Source organism: Endobacterium cereale (assembly GCF_009617585.1).
In the GTDB taxonomy this organism is placed as follows: Bacteria; Pseudomonadota; Alphaproteobacteria; order Rhizobiales; family Rhizobiaceae; genus Neorhizobium; species Neorhizobium cereale.
This window is the reverse complement of sequence record NZ_WIXI01000039.1, coordinates 1-21,966: the sequence shown is the minus strand read 5'-3', so window position 1 is coordinate 21,966 and position 21,966 is coordinate 1. Positions and strand designations below refer to the sequence as shown.

Annotated in this window: 18 protein-coding genes; 11 read left to right on the top strand and 7 right to left on the bottom strand. The window is 55.3% G+C overall.

Features of this window, described 5'->3' with window-relative positions; genetic code table 11:
* Positions 1-56 precede the first annotated feature (56 nt).
* The 4 genes from GAO09_RS08310 (at position 57) to qatD (ending at position 4,802) form a co-directional block, all read left to right on the top strand.
* The gene (locus GAO09_RS08310) at positions 57-1,907 is read left to right on the top strand and encodes a KAP family P-loop NTPase fold protein (protein WP_153353568.1); all 1,851 of its coding nucleotides are present in this window, start codon (positions 57-59) and stop codon (positions 1,905-1,907) included.
* Between the two features lie 290 nt (positions 1,908-2,197).
* Positions 2,198-2,794: a Qat anti-phage system associated protein QatB gene (qatB, locus tag GAO09_RS08305; RefSeq protein WP_235937991.1), complete on the top strand. Its 597-nt coding sequence runs from the start codon at positions 2,198-2,200 to the stop codon at positions 2,792-2,794.
* A 35-nt stretch (positions 2,795-2,829) separates the two neighbouring features.
* The gene (qatC, locus tag GAO09_RS08300) at positions 2,830-4,065 is read left to right on the top strand and encodes a Qat anti-phage system QueC-like protein QatC (protein WP_235937990.1); all 1,236 of its coding nucleotides are present in this window, start codon (positions 2,830-2,832) and stop codon (positions 4,063-4,065) included.
* Entirely contained in the window at positions 4,062-4,802 is a 741-nt protein-coding gene (gene qatD / locus GAO09_RS08295; RefSeq protein WP_338015057.1) for a Qat anti-phage system TatD family nuclease QatD, read from the top strand. The genes qatC and qatD overlap by 4 nt, the downstream gene beginning before the upstream one ends.
* Positions 4,803-4,990: 188 nt before the next feature.
* Here the strand turns inward: qatD and GAO09_RS08290 are convergent, their stop codons facing one another.
* Together GAO09_RS08290 and GAO09_RS08285 are read right to left on the bottom strand one after the other, a co-directional pair.
* On the bottom strand, positions 4,991-6,046 hold the full coding sequence (locus GAO09_RS08290) for a Fic family protein (RefSeq protein ID WP_235937989.1): 1,056 nt from the start codon (positions 6,044-6,046) through the stop codon (positions 4,991-4,993).
* A 394-nt stretch (positions 6,047-6,440) separates the two neighbouring features.
* Positions 6,441-6,644, bottom strand: a complete 204-nt coding sequence (locus tag GAO09_RS08285) for a cold-shock protein (RefSeq protein WP_153353564.1) — start codon at positions 6,642-6,644, stop codon at positions 6,441-6,443.
* A 198-nt stretch (positions 6,645-6,842) separates the two neighbouring features.
* Between GAO09_RS08285 and GAO09_RS08280 the strand changes: the two genes are divergently transcribed.
* From GAO09_RS08280 to GAO09_RS08260, 5 genes are all read left to right on the top strand, one after another.
* Positions 6,843-7,844 carry an alpha/beta fold hydrolase gene (locus GAO09_RS08280; protein WP_153353563.1) on the top strand — a complete coding sequence of 334 codons (1,002 nt, stop codon included), beginning with the start codon at positions 6,843-6,845 and terminating at the stop codon, positions 7,842-7,844.
* A complete protein-coding gene (locus GAO09_RS08275; RefSeq protein WP_153353562.1) occupies positions 7,831-8,232 on the top strand; it encodes a DoxX family protein in 402 nt (133 codons plus the stop codon). Before GAO09_RS08280 ends, GAO09_RS08275 begins: the two co-directional genes overlap by 14 nt.
* 8 nt (positions 8,233-8,240) lie before the next feature.
* On the top strand, positions 8,241-8,552 hold the full coding sequence (locus GAO09_RS08270; protein ID WP_153353561.1) for a hypothetical protein: 312 nt from the start codon (positions 8,241-8,243) through the stop codon (positions 8,550-8,552).
* A gap of 169 nt (positions 8,553-8,721) precedes the next feature.
* A complete protein-coding gene (locus GAO09_RS08265) occupies positions 8,722-11,895 on the top strand; it encodes a type II toxin-antitoxin system ParD family antitoxin (RefSeq protein ID WP_153353560.1) in 3,174 nt (1,057 codons plus the stop codon).
* 250 nt (positions 11,896-12,145) lie between these two features.
* Entirely contained in the window at positions 12,146-13,207 is a 1,062-nt protein-coding gene (locus GAO09_RS08260) for an HWE histidine kinase domain-containing protein (protein ID WP_153353559.1), read from the top strand.
* 96 nt (positions 13,208-13,303) lie between these two features.
* Here GAO09_RS08260 and GAO09_RS08255 read toward each other — a convergent pair whose 3' ends face one another.
* The 3 genes from GAO09_RS08255 to GAO09_RS08245 form a co-directional block, all read right to left on the bottom strand.
* Complete coding sequence (locus GAO09_RS08255; RefSeq protein ID WP_235938007.1) at positions 13,304-15,922, bottom strand: EAL domain-containing protein; 2,619 nt, start codon at positions 15,920-15,922, stop codon at positions 13,304-13,306.
* Entirely contained in the window at positions 15,876-16,940 is a 1,065-nt protein-coding gene (locus tag GAO09_RS29945; protein WP_235937988.1) for a FecR domain-containing protein, read from the bottom strand. The genes GAO09_RS08255 and GAO09_RS29945 overlap by 47 nt, the downstream gene beginning before the upstream one ends.
* A gap of 230 nt (positions 16,941-17,170) precedes the next feature.
* The gene (locus tag GAO09_RS08245) at positions 17,171-17,392 is read right to left on the bottom strand and encodes a hypothetical protein (protein WP_153353557.1); all 222 of its coding nucleotides are present in this window, start codon (positions 17,390-17,392) and stop codon (positions 17,171-17,173) included.
* A 525-nt stretch (positions 17,393-17,917) separates the two neighbouring features.
* On the opposite strand from GAO09_RS08245, the gene GAO09_RS08240 reads away from it, so the two are divergent.
* Together GAO09_RS08240 and GAO09_RS30465 are read left to right on the top strand one after the other, a co-directional pair.
* A complete protein-coding gene (locus GAO09_RS08240; protein ID WP_153353556.1) occupies positions 17,918-18,148 on the top strand; it encodes a CrpP-related protein in 231 nt (76 codons plus the stop codon).
* Between the two features lie 223 nt (positions 18,149-18,371).
* Positions 18,372-19,019, top strand: a complete 648-nt coding sequence (locus GAO09_RS30465) for a BA14K family protein (protein ID WP_153353555.1) — start codon at positions 18,372-18,374, stop codon at positions 19,017-19,019.
* Positions 19,020-19,424: 405 nt separating this feature from the next.
* On the opposite strand, the gene GAO09_RS08230 is transcribed toward GAO09_RS30465, so the two are convergent.
* Together GAO09_RS08230 and GAO09_RS08225 are read right to left on the bottom strand one after the other, a co-directional pair.
* On the bottom strand, positions 19,425-19,820 hold the full coding sequence (locus GAO09_RS08230; protein ID WP_153353554.1) for a DUF1236 domain-containing protein: 396 nt from the start codon (positions 19,818-19,820) through the stop codon (positions 19,425-19,427).
* Positions 19,821-20,261: 441 nt separating this feature from the next.
* Positions 20,262-20,936, bottom strand: a complete 675-nt coding sequence (locus GAO09_RS08225; protein ID WP_153353553.1) for a hypothetical protein — start codon at positions 20,934-20,936, stop codon at positions 20,262-20,264.
* Positions 20,937-21,966 lie beyond the last annotated feature (1,030 nt).

Below are 21,966 nucleotides of genomic sequence, written 5' to 3'. Positions count from 1 at the left end.
GCAACGTTTCGGTGCGATGGTTTTACTATCGACAGGCGCGACGTGGGAGGCCTTGAATGTGGGCAGATAATGAGACTGAAAAAGACTTCCTTAATTTTTCGGGCGTGGCCGACACCGTAGCGGAAATCATCGTCCAGGCGCGGGGGCGCCCAATTTCAATTGGTGTCTCGGGATCATGGGGCATTGGAAAATCCTCCATGATAAAACTGACCCAAGCATCCCTCGCTAACCGAGAGAGGAAAGAAGGCGAGAAGGACTTCGTCTTCGTCGAATTCAATGCTTGGCTTTACCAAGGTTATGACGACGCTCGCGCCGCATTGATGGACGTCATCGCGACTAAGCTAGAGCAGGAAGCAAGAGCGCGCGAAAGAGGAGTAGACAAGGCCAAGGCGCTCATCAAGCGCGTGAACTGGCTGCGTGCAATGAAGCTCGCTGCCGGTTCGGCGATAGCGGTGTCGATGGGACTTCCTCCAACTGGGCTCATCGGCGAAGTGTGGGGGCTGGGGCAGCGGTTTCTAGGTGGTTCCGTCGACCAAAAACTAATCGAAGACGCCAAGTCGAAAGCGGGTGAGGTGGCAAGTGCTGCCTCCGGGCTTCTCAATCCGGCAGAGGAAACCTCACCTCCTAAGGAAATCCAAGCCCTCAGGGATAATTTCGAGGAGACCCTTGAGGAGCTTGGGGTAACTCTTGTCGTGTTGATCGACGACCTTGACCGTTGCCTCCCCGAGACGACGATCTCGACCCTTGAGGCCATACGGCTGTTCCTGTTTCTGAAAAATACGGCATTCGTCATCGCGGCCGACAACGACATGATCAAACACGCCGTCCGCAAGCATTTCGAAGGCGTTCCCGACGATCTACTTGTAACGAGCTACTTCGACAAATTGATCCAGGTGCCTATCCGCGTTCCTCCCTTGGGAACGCAGGAAGTCCGCGCGTACATGATGTTGCTCTACATCGAAAACAGCGACTTGAAGGACGACGTAAAGGAAAAGCTGCGGGTTGGAATAATCGATCAGTTGCGAAAGACGTGGCAGGGCGCGCGCGTCGACAAGGCATATGTAACGGGGCTGCACGAGAACATACCGGCAGATCTTATCGGACGTTTTGATACGGCTGAAAGGCTTGCGCCTATCATGACGACTGCCTCGGGCATCGTCGGTAATCCCCGACTGATCAAGCGTTTCCTGAATGCACTTTCTATCCGCATGGCGATCTCCAATGCTCAGGGCGTCGGCGTGGATGAGGCGGTCCTCGCCAAGCTTCTCCTGTTCGAACGTCTCGGTAGCCCGTTGGCTTACGCCGAACTATTGAAGGCCGTTAGCCAAGACGATGACGGCAAACCCAGATTCCTGAAGGATTGGGAAGAAGCGGCCACAGAGGGAAAAGACCTAAGCCTTGCCGCGCCCTGGGATGCTCCTTTCTCGAGGGAATGGCTGGCTTTGCCTCCGCCGCTACACGATGCGAAGTTGTTGGGCGCTTTGTATGTCAGCCGCGAGCACGCGCCGCTCATAACGCCCGGTGACCGTTTAACGACCGAAGCGGCGGAAATATTGACCGCAATGCTCACCCACCCTGAGATGGCTGCGGCCCTGGTCGACAAATTGGCACGCGTGTCGCGCGTAGAAACCTCGATCATTATGGATCGTCTCCTGGACCGTGCTCATCAAGAACAAGAATGGGGAGTTCCCGCTATCCTGGAAGCCTGCCTCGCGGTTGCGAAAGCCGATCCTCAGCAAGGACTACGATTGGCGGCATTTCTGAACGATCGTCCACCGGCGCAGATTACCCCGGGGATCGTTCCGAAAATCGGAGACCAACCTTGGGCGGACGGCGTTTTCGAGAAATGGAAGCGCACGGGCGTGCCGCTGGTGGTCAAAAGAGCGATTGAGAAGGCCGAACAATAATGGGGACATCTCAATCGAGTAACGGACCCAAGGGAGGCGTCCCCATGGTGCCCGCGTGGACCCCCGCGCCACCGGCGGAAGATCCGCCTTCCGTTGATCAACCACCGGACGCGCCGCCAGACCCCGCTCCAGATCTAAATCCGACGGAGCAGGAGCCGGTAGATGCCGCTCCCAACGAACCCGTTGCGCCTAACGTGCCGCCACCAGCGGCCCCTCTCGCGCCCGGTCACCGGTTCGCTGGTACCCGCCGAAGCCTTGGCGAATTTGCGAAGGCCGGAAACTTAAGTGATATGCGCCGCAGCTTGGGAAACTACGTGCGTAACGGCTACGGCGGATCGAGGACGACGACCAGCAGATTTAGTGGGACCGCTTCCACCGCCAGTGCACTCGGCGGCATCCTCGAAACTATGGGACAACAGCCCGCAGGCAGTGCGCTGGATCCGGCGCTTCTTGCGGGCCGCTCCGCGAACGAGGTGATGGATGCTGTCGTCGAAGCGGTTCGGCCGGTCGACGGCACTCAGGACGCCGAGGCTGAACGAACCGCCATCAAGGACTCGCTTTCGGATCTCTTGGTGAAGTACCCTGATGCCGATTTGGCTGCCCTGACACCGGAACAGCGTGAATTCGCCATCGAGCGTTTCACCGCAATGGATGTTGCTCGTCGGTTCGAACTCGATGTCGGAAAAACAATCATCGAGAAAGCGCCCACCGCCACAGTGGCTCTCAGTCGCCTGAAACAGGTGCGTGACTACATCAAACAGACCGTAGCTGCTTCCTTTCGCAAACTCAGAGCGGCGGGCAAGAGCGTAAACTCGAACCGTATCGCCGCGGTGGTTAGAGATGCACTACGGGATAGCTTTCAGGTTTTCGAGGGATACGCAGAATGAGGCTCGTTTGTGGACCTGGATCGTTCGAGCTTCCATTGGAAGAAGGCGATCTGCGTGTTGTCCTGTATGGTCAGCCACGCATCCCCTCGGAGGCAAGTGCGGGTGAAGCCGTCAAGGCAGAGCTTCGGCGAAAGGGGCTGAACCCCCATCGACGGGCATGGGATCTACTTTCGATCGCACTTTCAATCATCACCGCCGACTTTTCGGTACTGCGAGATGACAGCGCCGATGGCTGGACTAGAGAGATTGAACTCGACGTCGCCGTTTCCGACCCAGCTTTCTGGAATACGATGGCCGACGAATTTCGGCAGGCGCTCGCGTTCCTGACAACGGACCGCTGGAAGCTTCGGTTTCATGACGGCGGCGTTTTACCCGCTCCGCCAAAGAAGATTTCGGTGCTGAAAGAAGACTGCGTCGTCTTGTTGTCCGGCGGACTGGACAGTCTCGTTGGCGCAATCGATCTGACTCGTGATGGATTGAAGCCGGTGGCAGTCAGCCAGAACGTTCGAGGGGACGGTCTGAAGCAACGGGATTTCGCACAGGAAATTGGTCTGACGAAGCACCTGCAGCTCAATCACGTTGCGACTTCGCCCACCGTGCAGGAAGCGTCACAGCGAGCGCGCTCTCTGATCTTTTTGACCTTTGGCGTGGTGGTAGCTACATCGCTGGAGAAATACGCAAAAGGCAACACCGCCCCGCTCTACGTTTGCGAAAATGGGTTCATTGCGATCAATCCGCCGCTCACCGGTTCCCGGCTTGGAAGCCTGAGCACGCGCACGGCGCACCCTGTCTTCCTAACGCGGTTCCAGAAGATCCTCGATGCCGCAAGCCTCAACGTGAAGATCGAAAATCCCTACGCCCAAAAAACGAAGGGCGAAATGCTTATCGAATGCAAGGACCAGATTTTCCTTCAGACCGAGGCCGCGCATTCGACCAGCTGTGGGCGCTTTCAGCGGTTCAATTACCGGCACTGCGGTCGCTGCGTTCCCTGTCAAGTGAGACGGGCAGCGTTCGTCGCATGGGACGCGAAGCGCGATACGACGGACTACGTCTACGAGCCCTTGGGAAAGGATGATGAAGACCACGCGTCGTTCGATGATGTTCGTTCCGTTGCCATAGCGTTGGCTTCGGTGAAAGCTGACGGCCTCGATCGGTGGCTTGGCCACACCTTGTCGCCTCCGGATATTGGTGATCGTAACGGTGTCCGCGGCATGCTATATCGAGGGTTAAACGAACTCGGTGAGCTGCATCGACTATATGGTGTTAAGTGATTGACTTCCATTGCCATCTTGATCTGTACCCGGATCCTGTTGCGATCACGCAGTCCTGCGTGAGCCGGAATATCTATGTTCTCTCTGTCACTAACACGCCCTCGGCTTGGGAAGGCACGCTTGCTCTTTCACATAGGGCCAAGCGGATCAGAACGGCGCTTGGGCTGCACCCGCAGATTGCACATGAACGCCATGGCGAACTTCCCTTATTTGAAAGACTCCTGCCATCAGCCACGTACGTAGGGGAGATCGGGTTAGACGGCTCACCCGAGTTGCGACCCCACTGGGAAACCCAAAAGCGGGTGTTTCATCGCATTTTAGATCTATGCGACCAGGCGGGCGGTCGTGTAATGACTATTCATAGTCGGCGGGCGGCCACGCAGGTATTGGATGCACTCGAAGCGCACAAAGGCGCAGGAACACCAATCCTTCATTGGTTTTCGGGGACAAAGCGAGAGCTGGATCGCGCCGTCTCCATGGGCTGTTGGTTCAGCGTGGGACCAGGGATGATCCATGGTCAGAAGGGCCGGGATATCGTCAAAATGATCCCCCGTGATCGCCTGTTAACCGAATCTGACGGACCATTCACACAAATCGAGGGCAGGTCTGTTCTACCATGGGAGCTCGACCGCGTATTGAACGCGATCGCAGAACTGTGGTCGGAAGATGCGCTTGCGGTCGAAGGGCGGGTGGCGGAGAACTTACGACAATTGGGCTATGGTCGAGCCGAAAGCTAACCGCGCATAAGGGGCGCGATCGCTTGTCGAGAGCATCCTCCTAAAATCTGCGTTGCGTCAAAACCATGGGCCATTCGATTTCTCGGGAAATGGATGTGTTTTCAGCACCGTGCAAAATTTCGTGCCGGTCGGTAGTTCGAATTGGTTCAAGATCTAAACTTAATTAGATTTTCCTGACATCTGACTGATCACGACAGACCGTACCAAGCACCGCGGCCCGCACCGTGGAGGACGAGGTGCCCTTGATCGACGAGGGCCTTGAGGTGATCCTTGATGGTGTGACGGCTCGCATCTGTGATCCTGGCAGCCTCCGCGACCGTGATCCGCCCATGCTCGCGTGCCAACTCGAGCAGCATGACGGATAGTTCCGGCATGTCGGCGAGGATGATGCGCTCGCGCTCCATTTTCTTCTCAAGTCGGTTCTTTTGCCGATGCAGCGCTCTTAAAAAGAACTCGATCCAAGGATTCCAGTCGGGCTCTGTGCTTCGGATCGTTCCCTGCGTGCGCCGGAGAGAAATGTAATAGCCCTCCTTGCTTTGCTCGATGATGCTTTCGAGCGAGCTGTATGGGACGTAAGCGTAGCCGGCTCGCAGCAGCAGCAAGGTGGTCAGAATACGCGACAAGCGGCCATTGCCATCCTGGAACGGATGGATTTCCAGGAATACGACAACGAAGATCGCGACGACTAAAAGTGGATGGAGCCATTTTTCTCGTCCTTGCTCGCCCAGCCATGCGAGAAGTTCTTCCGTTCGACGCGGCGTATCGAACGGCGTTGCCGTTGCGAAAACGATGCCGAGGCTCTCGCCTTGTTCGTTAAACGCTTCCAGGTTGTTGGAGAGGTTTTTGTAGGCGCCGCGATGCCGTTCATCCTTGGTCGAATGTGCAAGAAGATCGCGGTGGAGCTGACGGATATGATTCTCAGTGAACGAGATAGCGTCGTAAGCGCTGAAGATGGTCTCCATAACTTCCGCGTAGCCGGCAACCTCTTGTTCATCGCGCGTCGTAAAGGACCCCAGGCGAACGTTTGCCAGCAACCTTTCGACCTCTCGATCAGTGAGGCGCGCTCCTTCGATACGTGTGGAGGAACCGACACTCTCAATAGTCGCGACGCGCCGGAGACTGGACAGCCGTTCAGGCGCGATCCGCCCGATTGCGCGCCAAGCGCCTTTGAACTCGTCAATTTCAGCAATTAGAGACAGGATTTCGGGCGTGATCCGGATGGTCGTCGTGTTCAGAGTTTCCATTCTTTCATCCGTTTCCATCCATTTCCTAGCCAGCCGTCATGCACTATTTTTCCATCCATTTCCATCCAATTTCGATCAGATGGTCTGTCCACCTGCCTGCTGGTTGTGCGTCAGATGATCTGCCAGTCTTCGCTAGACCGGATCCAGACTTCTGCAGCGAGACAAAAGAAGATGTTCGAGAATGGCTGCCAGCAGAAGCAGAGACGGTCTTTAGATTTCATCGGCAGGGAGATAGCGACCGAGAGATAGGGATGTGATTTCCAAGTCCCTGACGTCTTAAGAATTCGGGTGACATGGAAGCGAAACTACATCGGGTCACAGGTTCGATTCCGCTCAAGCCGAAGGCGACCAACGGGCCCGATCTCGCCGTTACGGCGAGATCGGGAGTATGATTTCAGAGGACGCTGACATTCTCAGCCTTTGACTTTCCTGTCTTTCGGTCTTGGCCCACATCGTAGCTGACCTTCTGGCCGTCGCTCAGCGAAGCGCCGAAACCGACAGCCGAGATGTGGACGAATACATTCGGTCCACCACTGTCCGGAGTGATGAAGCCGAAGCCCTTGTCCTGAGCGAAAAATTTTACGGTACCAGTTGCCATCTTATCCTCTTTGATTGGAAGCGCTGAAAAGCATAGCGAGAGGAAAGGTAGCCATCAAGACATGCGTGGTTGGCGGCGATGGGGGAACGCCCAGAAGTTGGTCTCCTCACCGTGAGCAAAGCCCAACGTGGTCATGTGAAACCAATTAGCTCAGCCGTACGTACTGGCCTTTGGAGACTAGGATCTTTTAGAGGTTTCATGCCGTACAACTTTGCCCGACTGTTTTCCGCCATTGTCGTTCTCATGTTTGCCGCTTTTCCCAGCAGCGCTGATGCGCGTGCTGATGAACCGCGTCCGGTGCGTCTGGATGTCGGCGGGGTCAAGCTCAACAGCATCCTGATCAATGCCGGTCGTAAGGCTGACCTGCCACCGATCGTTTTTATCCACGGCGCCAGCACCAGTCTTTACGATCCGATGTTTTCGTTTCGAGCAAAGCTGGAGGGCAGGGCTGACCTGCTGTTTGTCGACCGACCGGGCCATGGTGCGTCCGATGCCGGCAACCCACAGATGATCCTGCCTGATGAGCAGGCCGATACCATTGCTCGCCTTATGAAAAAGCGAGGCATCGGTAAGGCGATCATTGTCGGGCATTCGTTTGGCGGAGCCATCGCTGCGGCACTCGCCGTCCGGCATCCGGAAAATGTTGCGGGGCTGGTTTTCCTGTCACCTGCGGTCTACCCGTGGGAAGGAGGTGTGGCATGGTATTATGGCGCTGCAGCCGTTCCGGTAACCGGATCATTGTTCAGCACATTCGTCGCCCCACCCGTCGGGCTTCTGGCAATCGATCGCGCCACAAAAGCGGTGTTCTGGCCAAACCAGAGACCTGCAAACTATGTTGGAAAGACAGGAGCCGTTCAGGCTCTGCGTCCGGCTGCTTTCCGCCACAATGCCATGGAGGTTGCTGGCCTCAGTAACTGGGCGAAGACCGCCAGCCTCCAATATAAAAGTATCAGGGCTCCGACCGTGATCATCACCGGCGATGCCGACAAGATCGTCTCGCCAGACGTGCATGCACGTCATCTGTCGCGCGACGTTTCTGGGGCGACATTGGTGGTCGTTCGCAATCTCGGCCACAAGTCGGATTACGTCGCCAGCGATCTTGCTATCGAAGCGATCAAGAAGGTTGCTGGTTACAAGTCCAACCTGGCAGCAGTCCGTAAAACGATCGAAAAACGGATTGCAGTGGATGGCGAACGTTGAAATCTGGCGCAAGCGCTGTCGGCTCGGCCTGTTTGCCTTTTACGGTTTTGCGGGCTTCCTGCATCTTGCGTTTCCGGCGCCCTTTCTAAGCATCACTCCCGACTGGGTGCCTGACGCCCCTGATGTCATCATGCTGACGGGAGTTTGCGAAATCGCAGGTGCGATCGGTCTGCTTATGCCTCAGACCCGACGGTACGCGGGAACGGCCCTGGCGCTGTACGCAATTTTAGTTTTCCCGGCCAACTTGAAACACGCGGCGGACAGTCTCTCGGCTCCGACAACATCGAGCTGGCAATGGGCCTACCATTGCCTCCGCTTGCCTTTACAGCCGCTTTTTGTGTGGCTCGCAATTTTTTCAGGAGGCCGGAAACGGCCGCGCCACATATAGGGATAGACATGTTGATTGATCTGCGATCGTTAATTTCGCATCAGGTGAAGCCGTTCAATAGCGTCGGCGAATTGACGATTTCCGGTCCCGATATGCTTCTTGATGCAAACGCCGTCTTGAACATCGGAATGGCGCTGCATGAGTTGATCATGAACCGCGTCCAGTACGCGGACATGCACCGCTCGAGCGTGAGTGTTACTTGGGCAGTTCACGATGATGGGCCTGAGTCAGAGGGCACGTTTTGTTTGACGTGGGAAGAGACCGCGATCCGCACCGCCGACCTTCTTTCCCAAGGGAATGGGTTGGATCTCTTGTCCTGAAACGGATTGTTGGTACGGCGCTCGCCGGGACAAGCGAACGGGCGGTCAGGGATGACGTTTTGACCAAGAGGTTGTCCGCGCCTGAATGCAAGATCAGAATCAGGAACGAATAGATATCTCAGGGTGTGACACACGTTGACACAAAATCAATTCCATGGGACGAGCGGACATGGCTAAACGTCTCACGCGCAATTTCTCTTTGACCCCCGAGCTCGAGGGTTTTATTTCCAACTGCCTGACATCGGGCGATTATGGCAATGCCAGCGAGGTGGTCCGATCTGGTCTTAGGATGCTGCGTGATGGCGCCAGGCATGCGCCGTCGCTCGCAACGGTCTGGCCGATCGGCGGCGGCAGCTGCGGTCTTCTGATCCGCGAGAAGGATTGGTCGAATACACCGCTCGGCCCGGTAAGCACATGGTCTGTCGAATTGCGGACGACGGTCGCAAATATCGTGAACTCCCCTGTCGCAAAGGTTCTGATGTGGGGTCCGGCGCACGTCATGATCTACAACGATCTTTATGCCAAGATCGTCGCAGAGAAACACCCAGCTGCGCTGGGCAGCAACGTCGCCGAGACCTGGCCGGAAATTTGGGATTGGAACCGCGAGATGATAGCAGCTGGCCTTCGCGGCGAGCTTCGTTCATTTCATGACCAGAACATGACGCTGGTCAGAGACGGTCAGCAACAGGAGTTCATCTTCGATCTGTTTTACACGCCGGTCTACGAAGCCGACGGTAAGATCGGCGGCGTGATGTGTACGGTCGTCGACAACAGTGATCGTGTCGATTTCGAGAAGCGCCTTGCTGACAGTGAGGCGGAACTGCGCCGAGTCACCGACGCCGTGCCGATGCTTATCTCTTATGTCGATCGAAACCACGTCTACCGCTTCGCGAACGGCGCTTATGAGACCTGGTTCGGCAGGCGGCCGGACGATATGATCGGACGACCGGTTCTCGATGTCATCGGCGAGAAAGCCTACGAGGGCCGACGACCCGATATCGACCGCGCTTTAGGCGGGGAGGTCGTGACGGCGGAAGCTGATATGCGCCATGGTGACGGTCCAGTTCGCCGGCTCGAAATCCGCTACATTCCGCATGTCGAGGCCGACGGCTCCGTGCCCGGCGTCTACATCCTGGGAATTGATGTCGAGGAACGAGCTGTCCGCGAAGCCGAGCTCGAAATCAGCAATAGCCGGTTCCATACGGCAATGAACGCCGTCCACGGCGTTTTGTGGACGAATAGTGCAGACGGAAGAATGATCGGCGAGCAACCAGGCTGGGCCGCGCTGACGGGCCAGAGCTTCGATCAGTACCAGGACTTTGGCTGGGTGAGTGCCGTCCATCCCGACGACATCGACGCCTCGGTGGAGAGCTGGAACGCTGCCGTGGCAGCGAAATCGATGTATGTTCATGAGCACCGGGTGCGCCGCCATGACGGCGCATGGCGTCAGTTCGCCATTCGAGCCCTGCCCATCATCGGCTCTAAGGGCGACATCGTTGAATGGGTCGGTGTTCACACCGACATTTCACATCAGCGGGCGGCGGAAGCCGCTCTGCGTGAACAGGCAGAAGCTCTCGCACGCCAGGTTCGTCACCGTGAACGTGCCGAGGAGCAGCTGAAACAGCTGAACGAAAACCTCGAAGCCAGGGTCATTTCGGAGATTTCCGATCGCCGCCAGGCCGAAGCCAAGCTGGCTCAGGCGCAGAAGATGGAAACAGTGGGCAAGCTCACTGGCGGAGTGGCGCACGATTTCAACAACCTGCTGCAGGTCGTCTCCGGCAATCTTCAGCTCCTGTCGAAGGAAGTGGCGGGCAACCAACGCGCCGAGGCGAAGATCGCCAACGCGATGGCAGGCGTGTCCCGCGGCTCAAAGCTGGCGAGCCAGCTTCTGGCGTTTGGTCGGCGCCAGGCACTCGAGCCTAAAGTCGTTAACATCAGCCGGTTCGTTCGAGACATGGACGACATGATCCGCCGCGCCATCGGCGAAGCGATTGAGGTCGAGACCGTCGTTGGTGGAGGGCTCTGGAATACATTCATCGACCCGACGCAGATCGAGAATGCTCTTCTGAACCTTGCGATCAATGCGCGAGATGCAATGGAAGGGAGAGGCAAGCTCACGATCGAGCTTTCCAATGCCCATCTCGACGATGCTTACGCCCGCACCCATGACGAAGTTACTCCTGGTCAATATGTGATGATGGCGGTAACCGATACCGGTTCCGGCATGCCGTCCGAGATTATCGAGAAGGTATTCGAACCGTTCTTCTCCACTAAAGCTGAGGGCAAGGGATCCGGTCTCGGCCTCTCGATGGTTTATGGCTTCGTCAAACAGTCCGGTGGGCATGTGAAGATCTATTCGGAGGTCGGTCACGGCACGACGATAAAACTCTACCTTCCCCGAGCGCTGCAAGTCGAAGACGTTGAAGTGGCCGTTGATAATGGTCCAATCGTTGGTGGAAGCGAAACGGTTCTGGTGGTTGAGGACGACGCGGAGGTGCGTGAAACCGTCATCGCCCTGCTGACTGATCTCGGGTACCGAACGCTTAAGGCGGTCGATGCGGCAAGTGCGCTCACTGTCATCGACAGCGGCATCCCGATTGATCTGCTATTCACGGACGTTGTCATGCCAGGCACGCTGAAGAGCCCCGAAATGGCGCGCAAGGCAAAAGAGCGACTGCCGAACCTCGCCGTGCTGTTTACATCGGGATACACGGAGAATTCGATCGTCCATGGCGGCAAGCTCGACGCTGGCGTCGAGCTCCTCTCAAAACCTTACACGCGCGAAGCGCTAGCCCGAAAATTCCGACATGTGCTGGCTAATCAGGCGCAACGTTCAAATGCGAAAGGAAGGTTACCACCTGTCGAGCCTCTGAACGAACCAGAGCCGCCGCAGGTCGTCGAGCAGTCGCTGGCTGGGGAAGCTTCAGTCGGGAAGATCGGTCGCCTGACGGTTTTGCTGGTCGAGGATGACGCTCTCATCCGCATCAACACTGCTGAGATGCTTCAGGATGCGGGACTGATCGTTGTCGAGGCGGGCAGCGCTGAGGAAGCAAAGGCCGCGCTCCAGACGATGGCGGTCGATGTCCTTGTCACAGACCTCAACCTGCCAGGCGCTTCAGGGGCGGAGCTGGCTGCCGAAGCTCGGGCTCTGAGACCTGCAACGTTGATCGTCTACGCCACCGGTGATCCGTTGGCCGTTCGTGGAGAACAGGGTGCGATCGTCGTGTCTAAGCCCTACGACGCGGCGAAACTGGCAAACGCAATCGCCAGCGCGACAACTGAGGATTTGGCAAGCCAGGACATCCGCCGCAGCGAGACGAGCGCCGAAAATGAAGAAGTCTAACTGCTCAAAACAACTCCCACCAATCCGTGTTTCTCCGGCGACTTTCGCCACCAGCTTTTAGATAAAGGTTTTTGCATGGTTGCGCGAGAAAAGGCGAAACTGGGTGTCGCAGGACCCGACGGCTGTGGTTGCCCGTGACGTCTGAACCGTTGCGGTCGCCGGTTGAGGTAGAAACAGCTCCCGAAACGCCTAACGGTTTGTTGGCTCTTTTGCGTTCTAAAGGAAAAACATCTTTGTTTTTTGATGTGCAATGACCGTGAGCAATACCACAAGATCGCGGTCGTTGATCGTTCGCCTACAAGAACTTGTAACGCGCGAGCGCTCGGCGACCTTCCGCTGGACCTTGTCGTTGGGGCTGTTCGCGGTAGCGTTATTGGTAAGGTTGCTTGTTAACGACGAGCTGCCATCGGGATTTCCGTACCTGACGTTCTTTCCGGCGGTCATTATCGCGACACTCGTCTGCGGTCTGTGGCCCGGCGTCATCAACGCAACATTGAGCGGCTTGGCGTCTTGGTATTTCTTTATTGCGCCGGCTTATACATTCGAACTAACCCCGGGATCGGTGCTGGCTCTCTTGTTTTATGCCTTCATCGTCAGCGTTGATATTTTCATCATCCACACGATTAGCGTGACGTCGATTTCACTGCGGCAAGAGCGGCAAGCGCTCGCAGTACTGGCGGCGAAAAAGGAGCAGGAGAATGTCCTGCTCCTTGAAAACGAAGCCTATCAGCGAGAGATGAGCCTCGAACTTGCCCACCGCATGAAAAACCAGCTTGCCTTGGTCCAAGCAATTGTTTCCCAGACGTTGAGATCCACGACCGACGTAGCAGCGTTGTCGGACGTCTTGAATGGTCGCATTACCGCCTTGGCAAAAGCGCATGACATGCTGATACATGGGCCTGCTGGCCAAGCTATGATTTCGGACTTCGTCCGAAGCACGTTGGCTCTCTATGATCCCGGTCGTTTGAAGATCTCTGGGCCGGCATTTGATATCGCGCCACGATCAGCACTTTCGCTCTCGCTTATTCTCCACGAGCTGGGGACAAACGCGGCGAAGTACGGCGCTTTGTCGAACGAATGTGGAACGGTAGAAATCAGTTGGGCGGTTTCAGACGACCCTCACCCCGTCTTCGAACTCGTTTGGCAGGAAAATGGAGGACCGCCTGTCGCACAGCCAAGTCGGCGCGGCGCCGGCTCCCGGCTGATCATGGCAGGCCTGGGCGCAGGAAGCACTGTAACTATCGACTATTATCCTGCTGGTCTAAGATGCAAGGCATCTTTGCCTTTCAGCGAGCTGCAAAACCAGTCGTGACACCCTCCGCACGCCTTACTCCAATAGTTGACCGCTTACGAAGTTGGCTATCGTGGAGTTCTGGAAAGACCCATCTGTTCAGTGCTCCATAAGTGGTTAGGCAGCCTCGTTAACATTCCTGATTGCTAGTTGCTGCATAATCTCTCCAGCACTCTGTGGTCTCCCAAATAGGTAGCCCTGTCCTTCCTCACATTGCAATTCGGCGAGAATCCGCCGCTCTTCTTCGTTCTCAATACCTTCAGCGACAAGCTTCAGCCCGAGGCCCTGAGCGAGAGAGATTACTGCTTTTACGATCAGAAGAGACTGATGGTCGGTCGTCAGCTTGCGGACAAAGGACTGGTCTATCTTCAGCTTGTCCAACGGGAAACCAGACATATAGCTGAGGGATGAATAGCCGGTACCGAAATCGTCAAGCGCGATGCAAACGCCGAGACTTCTCAACTGTGAAATGACGCCCAATAAACGCTCTGTTCCGTCCAAGAAAGCGGATTCGGTGATCTCAAGGTGAAGGCGGTGGGCGGCCAGCCCGCTTTCTGCCAAAGCTCTTTTCACCTCAGCCACCATATCTGTCTTGGCAAACTGAATGGGGGAGACGTTAACTGCCACGGTCATATGAGGTGGCCATGTCATCGCCGTTGCGCAGGCATTTTGAAGCGCCCATGTGCCCAAGTCGCACACGACACCACTGCTCTCGGCAACGGGGATAAACTCACCCGGCGAAACCAAGCCAAAATCTGGATGCCTCCACCGCATGAGTGCCTCGGCCCCTACCATCCGCCCCGTGGCGAGATCGACCTGCGGCTGATATGCAAGAAAGAATTCATCCCTCCTCAGGCTCGAGCGCATCGCCTGTTCGAGCTTTCTGGCTCGAAGTTGATCCTGGGCACGTTTTTCATCGTAGACGATCCAGTTGGAATTGGGGTTAGACCTCGCGTCGATAAGTGCTGCTTCGGCGTGGTCCACAGCGGACGCGGCCGGAAGCCTAATGTCGTCGAACAATGCAATGCCCAGACGAGCGTCAACGTAGATTTCGGACCCATCGGCTTCAAAAGGAAGCGCGAACTGTCTCAGGACGGCTTCCGCTTGAATCTCGTGGAAGTCTCGAGTGGGCAGGCTCAGTGACATCGCAAAGCAATCACCATCGACACGGCCCAAATGCGAGACGCGCGAGACGCTGGACAAGCGGCCAGCGATTGCACGCAGCAGCTGGTCGCATGCTGGGCGGCCCAGAGTCGCACTGAGTTCAGGAAATCTGTGCAGTCCAACAGCGACGACAACCTGCGGTTCGATCATGGACTGAAGGCGATTGATGAATTCTCGACGGTTGAGCAGCCCAGTTAATTCATCGACCTGGGAAATTCGAAGGAGGTCCGCTTCGTACTTTCGACGGACGGTAACGTCTCGAGCGATGACGCTTCCCATAAACCCGTAGATTTGCTCGCCCCTATCGTCGAGACGTTCTGAACGAGAAATTGTAATTGATGCTTCAAAACGGGCCTCGAAGCCGCCGCGAACCACTTCGAAGTCCGCAGAAACCGAGTAGGTGGGCGAGTGGCCTGCTCTGAAACGATGGACGGCCTCCTCGACATGCCGCATCAACGCGCTTGGAATAGTATGACGGTGGTCGTTACCTTCCTCATGCTCTAAGTCGAGGTCATCAGCAGACGCACTCCGATCGAGAACGCGAAGGTTTTCATCGAAAACGAGGACGACGTCGTTGCTGTCCGCGATTATGGACTGAAGTGTGTTTTTTGAAGTTTGAAAGTCAGCAACGGCGATCCGGCTTCGGACGTGGGCGAAATTACTTCTCTCGCTGAGGGCGAGTAAGAGAGAGAGCCCGACAAGTAACCAACTGTTTGCTGTTCGCAGTGCATAGGCATCATTGGCTTGCACAATGAATGCGATAGTTTCCATTGCTGAGATGATTATGACGGCAGTCGCGAAAAACGTGACGGGACCGTACACTCTGAAGGCTATAGCAAGCCCTATAAGCGCCGCTGCGAGGAGCAACTCTGGTATTGTCGGATCGACGCCCGAAGCCAATCGATGCTGCAAAATCGTTTCTGTCGCCAGGATATGGATCAGGGGGCCCGCCAGAGGCCCGTACATTGGTACTGGATAGACATCCTTCAGTTCAGTAGCGTAAGCGCCGACAACCACCGCTTTATCGGCGAAAACGCTTGGTGGGACTGTTCCATCTAACAACTCAGAGGCAGAAAAAGTGGGGATTGTTGAAGGGTCGATGGAATAATCTATGAGGTAGGTACCAGCGGTGTCGTCGACCTGTGCCAAGACGGCAGGTACGGATTGCGTCACCCTTCCGTCCAATCGGTCGGCCATTTTGAATGTCGTTATCAGCCCGCTTTCCGCAAGTTCAACGTTAGCGAACGCAAGCCAAGCATTTGAGGCGAGGGCGGGGATGGGCCGTGTTACGCTTGTGGACGATCCGGGTACCGCGCTTTCGTGTTGCCGGAATACAGGCAACACAGTGCCTCCGCCGGCAGCGATGAGTGATAGCCTGAGCTTCTCATCTTCCTTGGCGGACGCCGGGTTGCTGAAGTCAATATCGAGAAAAACGTCACGAGCACCTGCCGCTGTCAGTCGATCGATGATCTCCGAGTGAATGCCTCGTGGCCAGGGCCAGACGCCGACCGCATCAAGACTTTTCTTATCGATTGCCACGAAGACAACGTCGCCACTCGCCGGCCGTTGCAAAGCTTTGAAACGAAGGCTGGCAATGACATTGTCGACGTAATTGGTGAACGGCTTTACGGCCGTCCAAACTGGCACGGCGCACATAAGTGCGACCAATGCGGCCCGAACTGCGAGTGACGTCTTCACTTTTCTCCAAAAACTCACCACGTCCCCCTAGACACCCGACAACGACTTTAGTGCCGTTGCCGTTGCCGTTGCCGTTTCCGTTGCCGTTGCTGTTCCCGTTTCCGTTGCCGTTGCCGTTGCCGTTGCCGTTTCCGTTGCCGTTTCCATTCCCGTTGCCGGCACCATTGTCACTGCTTCCGCTCTTCGAATGGCCAGCGTTGTCGGCGCGATTGCTGTTCGTCGAGCCTGACGTGGTAGAGTTTTTTCCAGCGGCCGTGGACTGCGTTTGGCCGTTTAGCGCTGTTGCGCCAACAGCCCGCACGCTCGCTACTGAAGGCTCTACTGAGCTTATTGTGGGTGCTGAAACGGCGCCGGCGACAGTCATTCCTTTGACGGCGTCTACCGCAGCACGTTGACCAGGACCAACGGAGGAACGCTGACCGCTGGCAAAAGAACTCACCTGGACGAGCCCACGCGTTACCGACACGCTTGCCGTCGTCTTTGTGACTGACACGCGAAACGCTGTGCCTTTTACGACAGCCGCAAGGTAAGGTGTCTGGACCGTGGTATGAGGTCTGCTACGCTTTTCGATTTCGAGGTCGAGCGTACCAGTCTGTTGGCGCACTTCGGTAGTCTTCTGGAAAAAACCGGAGGTAGTAATGCTTGCCAACGTGTTCGGCTGAAAAGAAATAGATTCAACGCCTCGAGAGAGTTGAATCCGTCCCTTCGGTCCTGTGGAAACCCAAGCCTTATTCGGGATTACATCGCCGACTTTAACTGCAAGCCAGGTTTTCGAATCGGTCGTGTAGTTCACCTGCCTTGTCGTCATAGTGACTTGCCACTCCGTCGGTGAGGCGTGAGCAGAATGTCCCATAGCGAAAAGAAAGCTGAGAAGAATGAAAAAGCGATGCATGCATGGTCCCCCGCATTCGATGGAGGGAGCCATAGTTAGATTAACAGATGTTGAATTACCTCTTTCGAGAAGTCACTAGCCTTAACAAAACGATAGTAAGATCAGCCCATAGAGCGGCGAAATTTCCGTGATCAATCCGGGGCAGACGCTGACTATGCGGGAACGACAGAGCAGGGCGTTTATGGATAAGAGGGAATACGCTATTTACTGAATGGGTTTACCGCCTCATTTCATGTGTGGGCAGAAGAAGGCACACGATTTTGCCCAATCTCAAGATCGTCGGACGGCACAATGTTTCCGTCGGGGGCATTCGCGTCGAGCCTGTTCTTTTCGCTTTTCTTTTTGTTGGTGCTTGCAGGCCGCGTTCCTCGCCCCTGAAGCCTCTCAGATTTTTTCTCGGCCACGCTGTCTAGGGCCTGCTGGACCCGATCATTTCGAATCTCTCTAACCATTTGCAATTCCTAGATGGACACACGGCCAAGCGCGTAGTCGGTCGGCACCGAGGCCTATTTAGAATCATTCTTAGAACAGGCGGAACGTTTCGGCAAACATATCTATTTGATCATGCCATCTCCGCGTCGTCGGAAAGACTGAAAACATCGGTTTTGGGTACAAATCGATCAAGGCAGTGATGATCATCTTTAGCAGCGCGCGAAGTTCCAAGCATCTCTCTCCCCGCCAGTGCTCCGGATCGTCTTCGGCAAGAGGAGCGATGTCGCGAAATTAGCCCATTGTTGCCCGTTAATACTCGCGCAGACACTTTGACCGGTCTAACGTCGTAACGCCGCAGGAATTGAGAGGAGATCGGAATGCCCGCTAAATGCTTGGGAGTTATCTGTACGCTACCGCACAGCTCAAGAGCCAGTTTCAACTCGAGGCTTCCTGAGATTTCAGATAGTCTCCATGCAGGCTCGATTCGAAGACTGTCGCAGCAGACAACGTTCGCGAATGAAACGCGACGATAATGAGGATCGGAAATGAATTTCGACATGGAAGCCCTGATTGATTGGCAGCAGCTTGGAATGAACGCCCGTGTGCTGGGCCTGTCTAAGGGTGATAATCCCATAGCGGCTCGTATCGCGAACGCGAGCTGTTTACTCGAAAAGGATTCCTGGTTGCAAAAAGCAGAAGCTTGGATATTTGGCTGGAATATCGAAAACGCCACACGCGCATTTTCCGAAAAGGCGTCCATGGCCGCGTCTGCGTAAGCCCCGGATTTGGTTTTTGCGGTCAGAGAGACGGCGTCCCCGACGTCTCGGAGGAATGATGACCTTTGACAGTGTGCCTGCCGCGCAGGTTCAATCCTTGTCCTTACTCTCGATTAACGCGTAGACGTCTTCGACACCGCGCACCAGCGTTAGTCAAACCATATGCAGTGGAACCATTTGATAGCGGCGGCATTTTCGTACGCAAAATCATCAGGTTGTTCTCATGCGCGAACTTTTCACAAGTCGCTTGCTCGCTACGTGTCTGCTTCCAGTTGCCGCCGGCGGATTAAAGGTAGCGTCAGAGGTCGCGCAGCAGTCAAAGCCTCATTCGTTCACCAATTTGCATGACGAGCCCCTTTGGCCATCCGAGGTGAAGCGAGTTGATCGCAACCAGCAAGCTTACCAACGCCTTCCCGCCGCCCAGTCGGGGAATACGATCATCGCCGAGCTCAAACCCGTTGAGCGCACAACCCGGACGCTCGGGTCGCCAACAGATATTACCACGTCTGACGAACAAAACACATTGCCGAAATCCCTCTCTGCCGAGCTACAAGCATCGAAGTCGCGTGGATGGTGCAGCGCGCGGTACCGCTCCTTCGATCCGGTCAGCAACACCTACCAGCCCTACGGTGGAGGACCCCGCCAACCCTGCTCACCTCCGAATCCAGCCGCGTCTGCACAACAGGTAGCGGACAACAAGAGCGGCGAAGAGATGCACTCGAATGCGCTTTGGTGTATGCAGAGGTATAGCTCGTACCGTCTCGACGACAACACTTATCAGCCCTTCTCGGGAGGCAGAAAACAGTGTGCGGGCCCGGAAGCACAGTCGGCTAGTAATTCTGTCCGGAACCCTACCATCGCACGATTTTGACGATTTGCGACATATGGTGTCAAACACATGCTGCGTGCAGAACGGGGTGAAAGACGAGCGAGAACTCGCGGCTCTCGGCAGCACATCGATGAACTATGGATGAGAAGCCCGTTGGGGCAGGGGCCAAGTCAAACGCAGTTGCTGCTAATCCATCTGTTTGGCCACTTGGGCGTATCGCGCTTTCATCTCCAGCAGGGAATAGACCGAATTCCGGGACATTTCAGTGATACTGTCGTCTGCGTTCCCTGTCCGCGCTGCATGACTGACGTAGGATGGAGCAGCGCGCCGCAACATGCTACTCAGTTAACGACGATCCTGTCGACAGGCTGATGACGCAAATTTGACAGTGCCACCTCACCGCGATGGCACTGTCCGGTCTGTCCGGTCTGTCCGGCAGAGCCAGGATCAATCAATAACCTGCACCACACGGCGGCTCGAAGGCTCAATGATCACACGCCGGTCATTGACAACCGCGTACCCGTAGTTCGGATTGTCAGGCACCTGCTGAACAACAATCGTCTGAGGAAGTGGCTCCCCGACGACGACGCGCTCTTCGACGACAACCCGTTCCGTTGGGGCGGGCGCTTCGCGAACGTATGTGACTACGCGCTGCGGCGGCGGATCGATAGCGGTACCGACGATCGCGCCAGCAACACCGCCCACAGCAGCACCGACCGGGCCGCCCACGATAGCGCCGGTGACCGCTCCACCGGCTGCGCCATTCACCGTGGACTCCTGTGCAAAAACTGATCCTGCGACCATAAGGGTGGCGCCAACCAAAATAACCTGTCTCTTAAACATTGCATTCTCCTCCTTGCGCTATTTGCGCGGCTGAGAACGTTGAACCGGATAGTTGGTTCCCGTATCTATTTACCTGTAGCGGCACGTCGAAAGTTGCAGGGGGGGCTTCACTGCACAGCGAAAATGTTCGTGACGCAATACATGTTCATCTGTAGCGCAGATGCACGGCATTTCCCATTTTCGGCCTTTTGGGTGCGATCGACGAAATTGCCGCCATTTCAACCGCAGGAACAGTTTAGCTGTCCGAGCGCGGACGCTTCATTGATTTCGCAGCGTTATTGCAACGGGTCGATGGTTCGAACCTCATCAACTGCCTAATTTGCAGCCAAGCACCTGATGGTAACCGGTGGTTTCCTCACCGTGGGCGCAACCAGCCCGTCATCGTGATAAAGCCGGAAAACTCCAGTTGCCGGTAGCCCACTTTGGGGGCTCATTGTAAATTCATGGAATGCATTCGAGTTTCGATCGCTCATCGCAAATTTCTTTTCTTAACAAATCTGGCTGTATTTTAAAAATACTGAAATTAAACGTTGAAATCATCGCTTCCATTGCTCGTGGAAATCGTCGTTGGCTAGCAGCAACATACTCTTTTCCATTATGTATAGCTCGGATTTTATCGACGAATCCATCACCCACTGCCAAGAGGGCAACACTTTGGGTTTTATGCCCAATGACTATCAAATAGACTTTTTTACCATCGAGTTTACAAGGAGACTTGCCCTCGCACTTTATTCCCGACGCTTCCAAGTATGACATCGGGATTCCGGGAACAGATGCGCCGCCTTGGAAATTAATAGCCCCTCCGTAACCCTCCCATTCTGTGTCAGCACTTATCCGATCGACAATTTCAGCAGCCTCTTTGTATCCGAACCAGCTTACATCGCTCCTCGCCGGTAGAGGTGAGATGAGCACCGTAGTCCGATTTCCGTCTATTGCGCAATCAATCCACGCGGGCTGTGTAATTTCATACTGTTCGGTTTTAGTTCGTTCACTGCAGTTGCTATCCGCATAAATATGCGTATTTCCCGGCCCTCGAAAAATTAACGCCGTTTCGTTAGCGGTTGCTGAAAAAGAAATGGACGCAATGAATGCCGCAAAAAGGGGGCGTTTTAGCATGGGGCCTTCCAGGATGAACTTTTGAAGTTTCTCATGAATTAATCCCGTACAGCTAGTCGTAAAACACAGCAATCAGTTTCGTCCCTATCACCTTACAGGAGGGCCCTACGCGAGTTGGTCGGACTTAGCCGGCCCTTGCGAGCAACGCCCCCATATAACATTGACTTCTGTCTTGGAGAGATTGCGCGTTATCTCGCCAGAACCTTAATGTATCGGCGCGGTATCTTTGCACCGGAGCATTCAGGGAGTTGCCACAAAAAAACTGAACGGGAACATGTTTCTGTCCTATGGTGCAAGTCATCACAACCTAGCTTGCTGGCCCGATAAGATACCGTGCCACTTCTATGACGATCGGAGCTTCATAGTTGTCGATGGCACTCGCGACCCCTTTATTTGATGCCGCGATTGTCGCCGCCATTTAAGGCGCTGGGACACTATGCTTCCAGAGAGCGATGAGTACGTATAGTCAGCATAACGCAATGTTCGCGGCCAGTCGCTGCAGGCCATGATGGGAAATTGACAACATGAAATCTTCCCCATTTCGGACTGAAGAGATTGATTTACATCGTAAATTGTGCACAAATTTCTAGATAACATTGGATTTGCAAATATGGAAATAAGCCTGTTTATCGTTAGATTTGTGTTTGTATTTTCCATATTAATGTTCTGGGCACTTGTTTACTTGAATCCAGCCAATGCATCAAAAGCGCGGTCGCTTGGGATCGATGTTCGCGGAGAGTACTACGTGTTCGTTGACACGAAGGACCCTAGGGTGACGCCTCGCATTGTACGCACCCATTACATCACAAAAATCGGCGCGATTTCCATGATCATTCTGGCCATCGCAGTCCTCCTTTCAATATAGCTGCTGGGAATTTAAATGTCATCACCCGCGTACTACACTGTAAATCCCCCGTCAGAGTCCCTCTTAGTAGATGCGATCGCAGCAATATGTCAACGCCGGAGCAAATTAAGGCCAAGCGGCGGAGTAAAACCAGGCCACTATCGGCGCACGCATGAGACCTCCGGG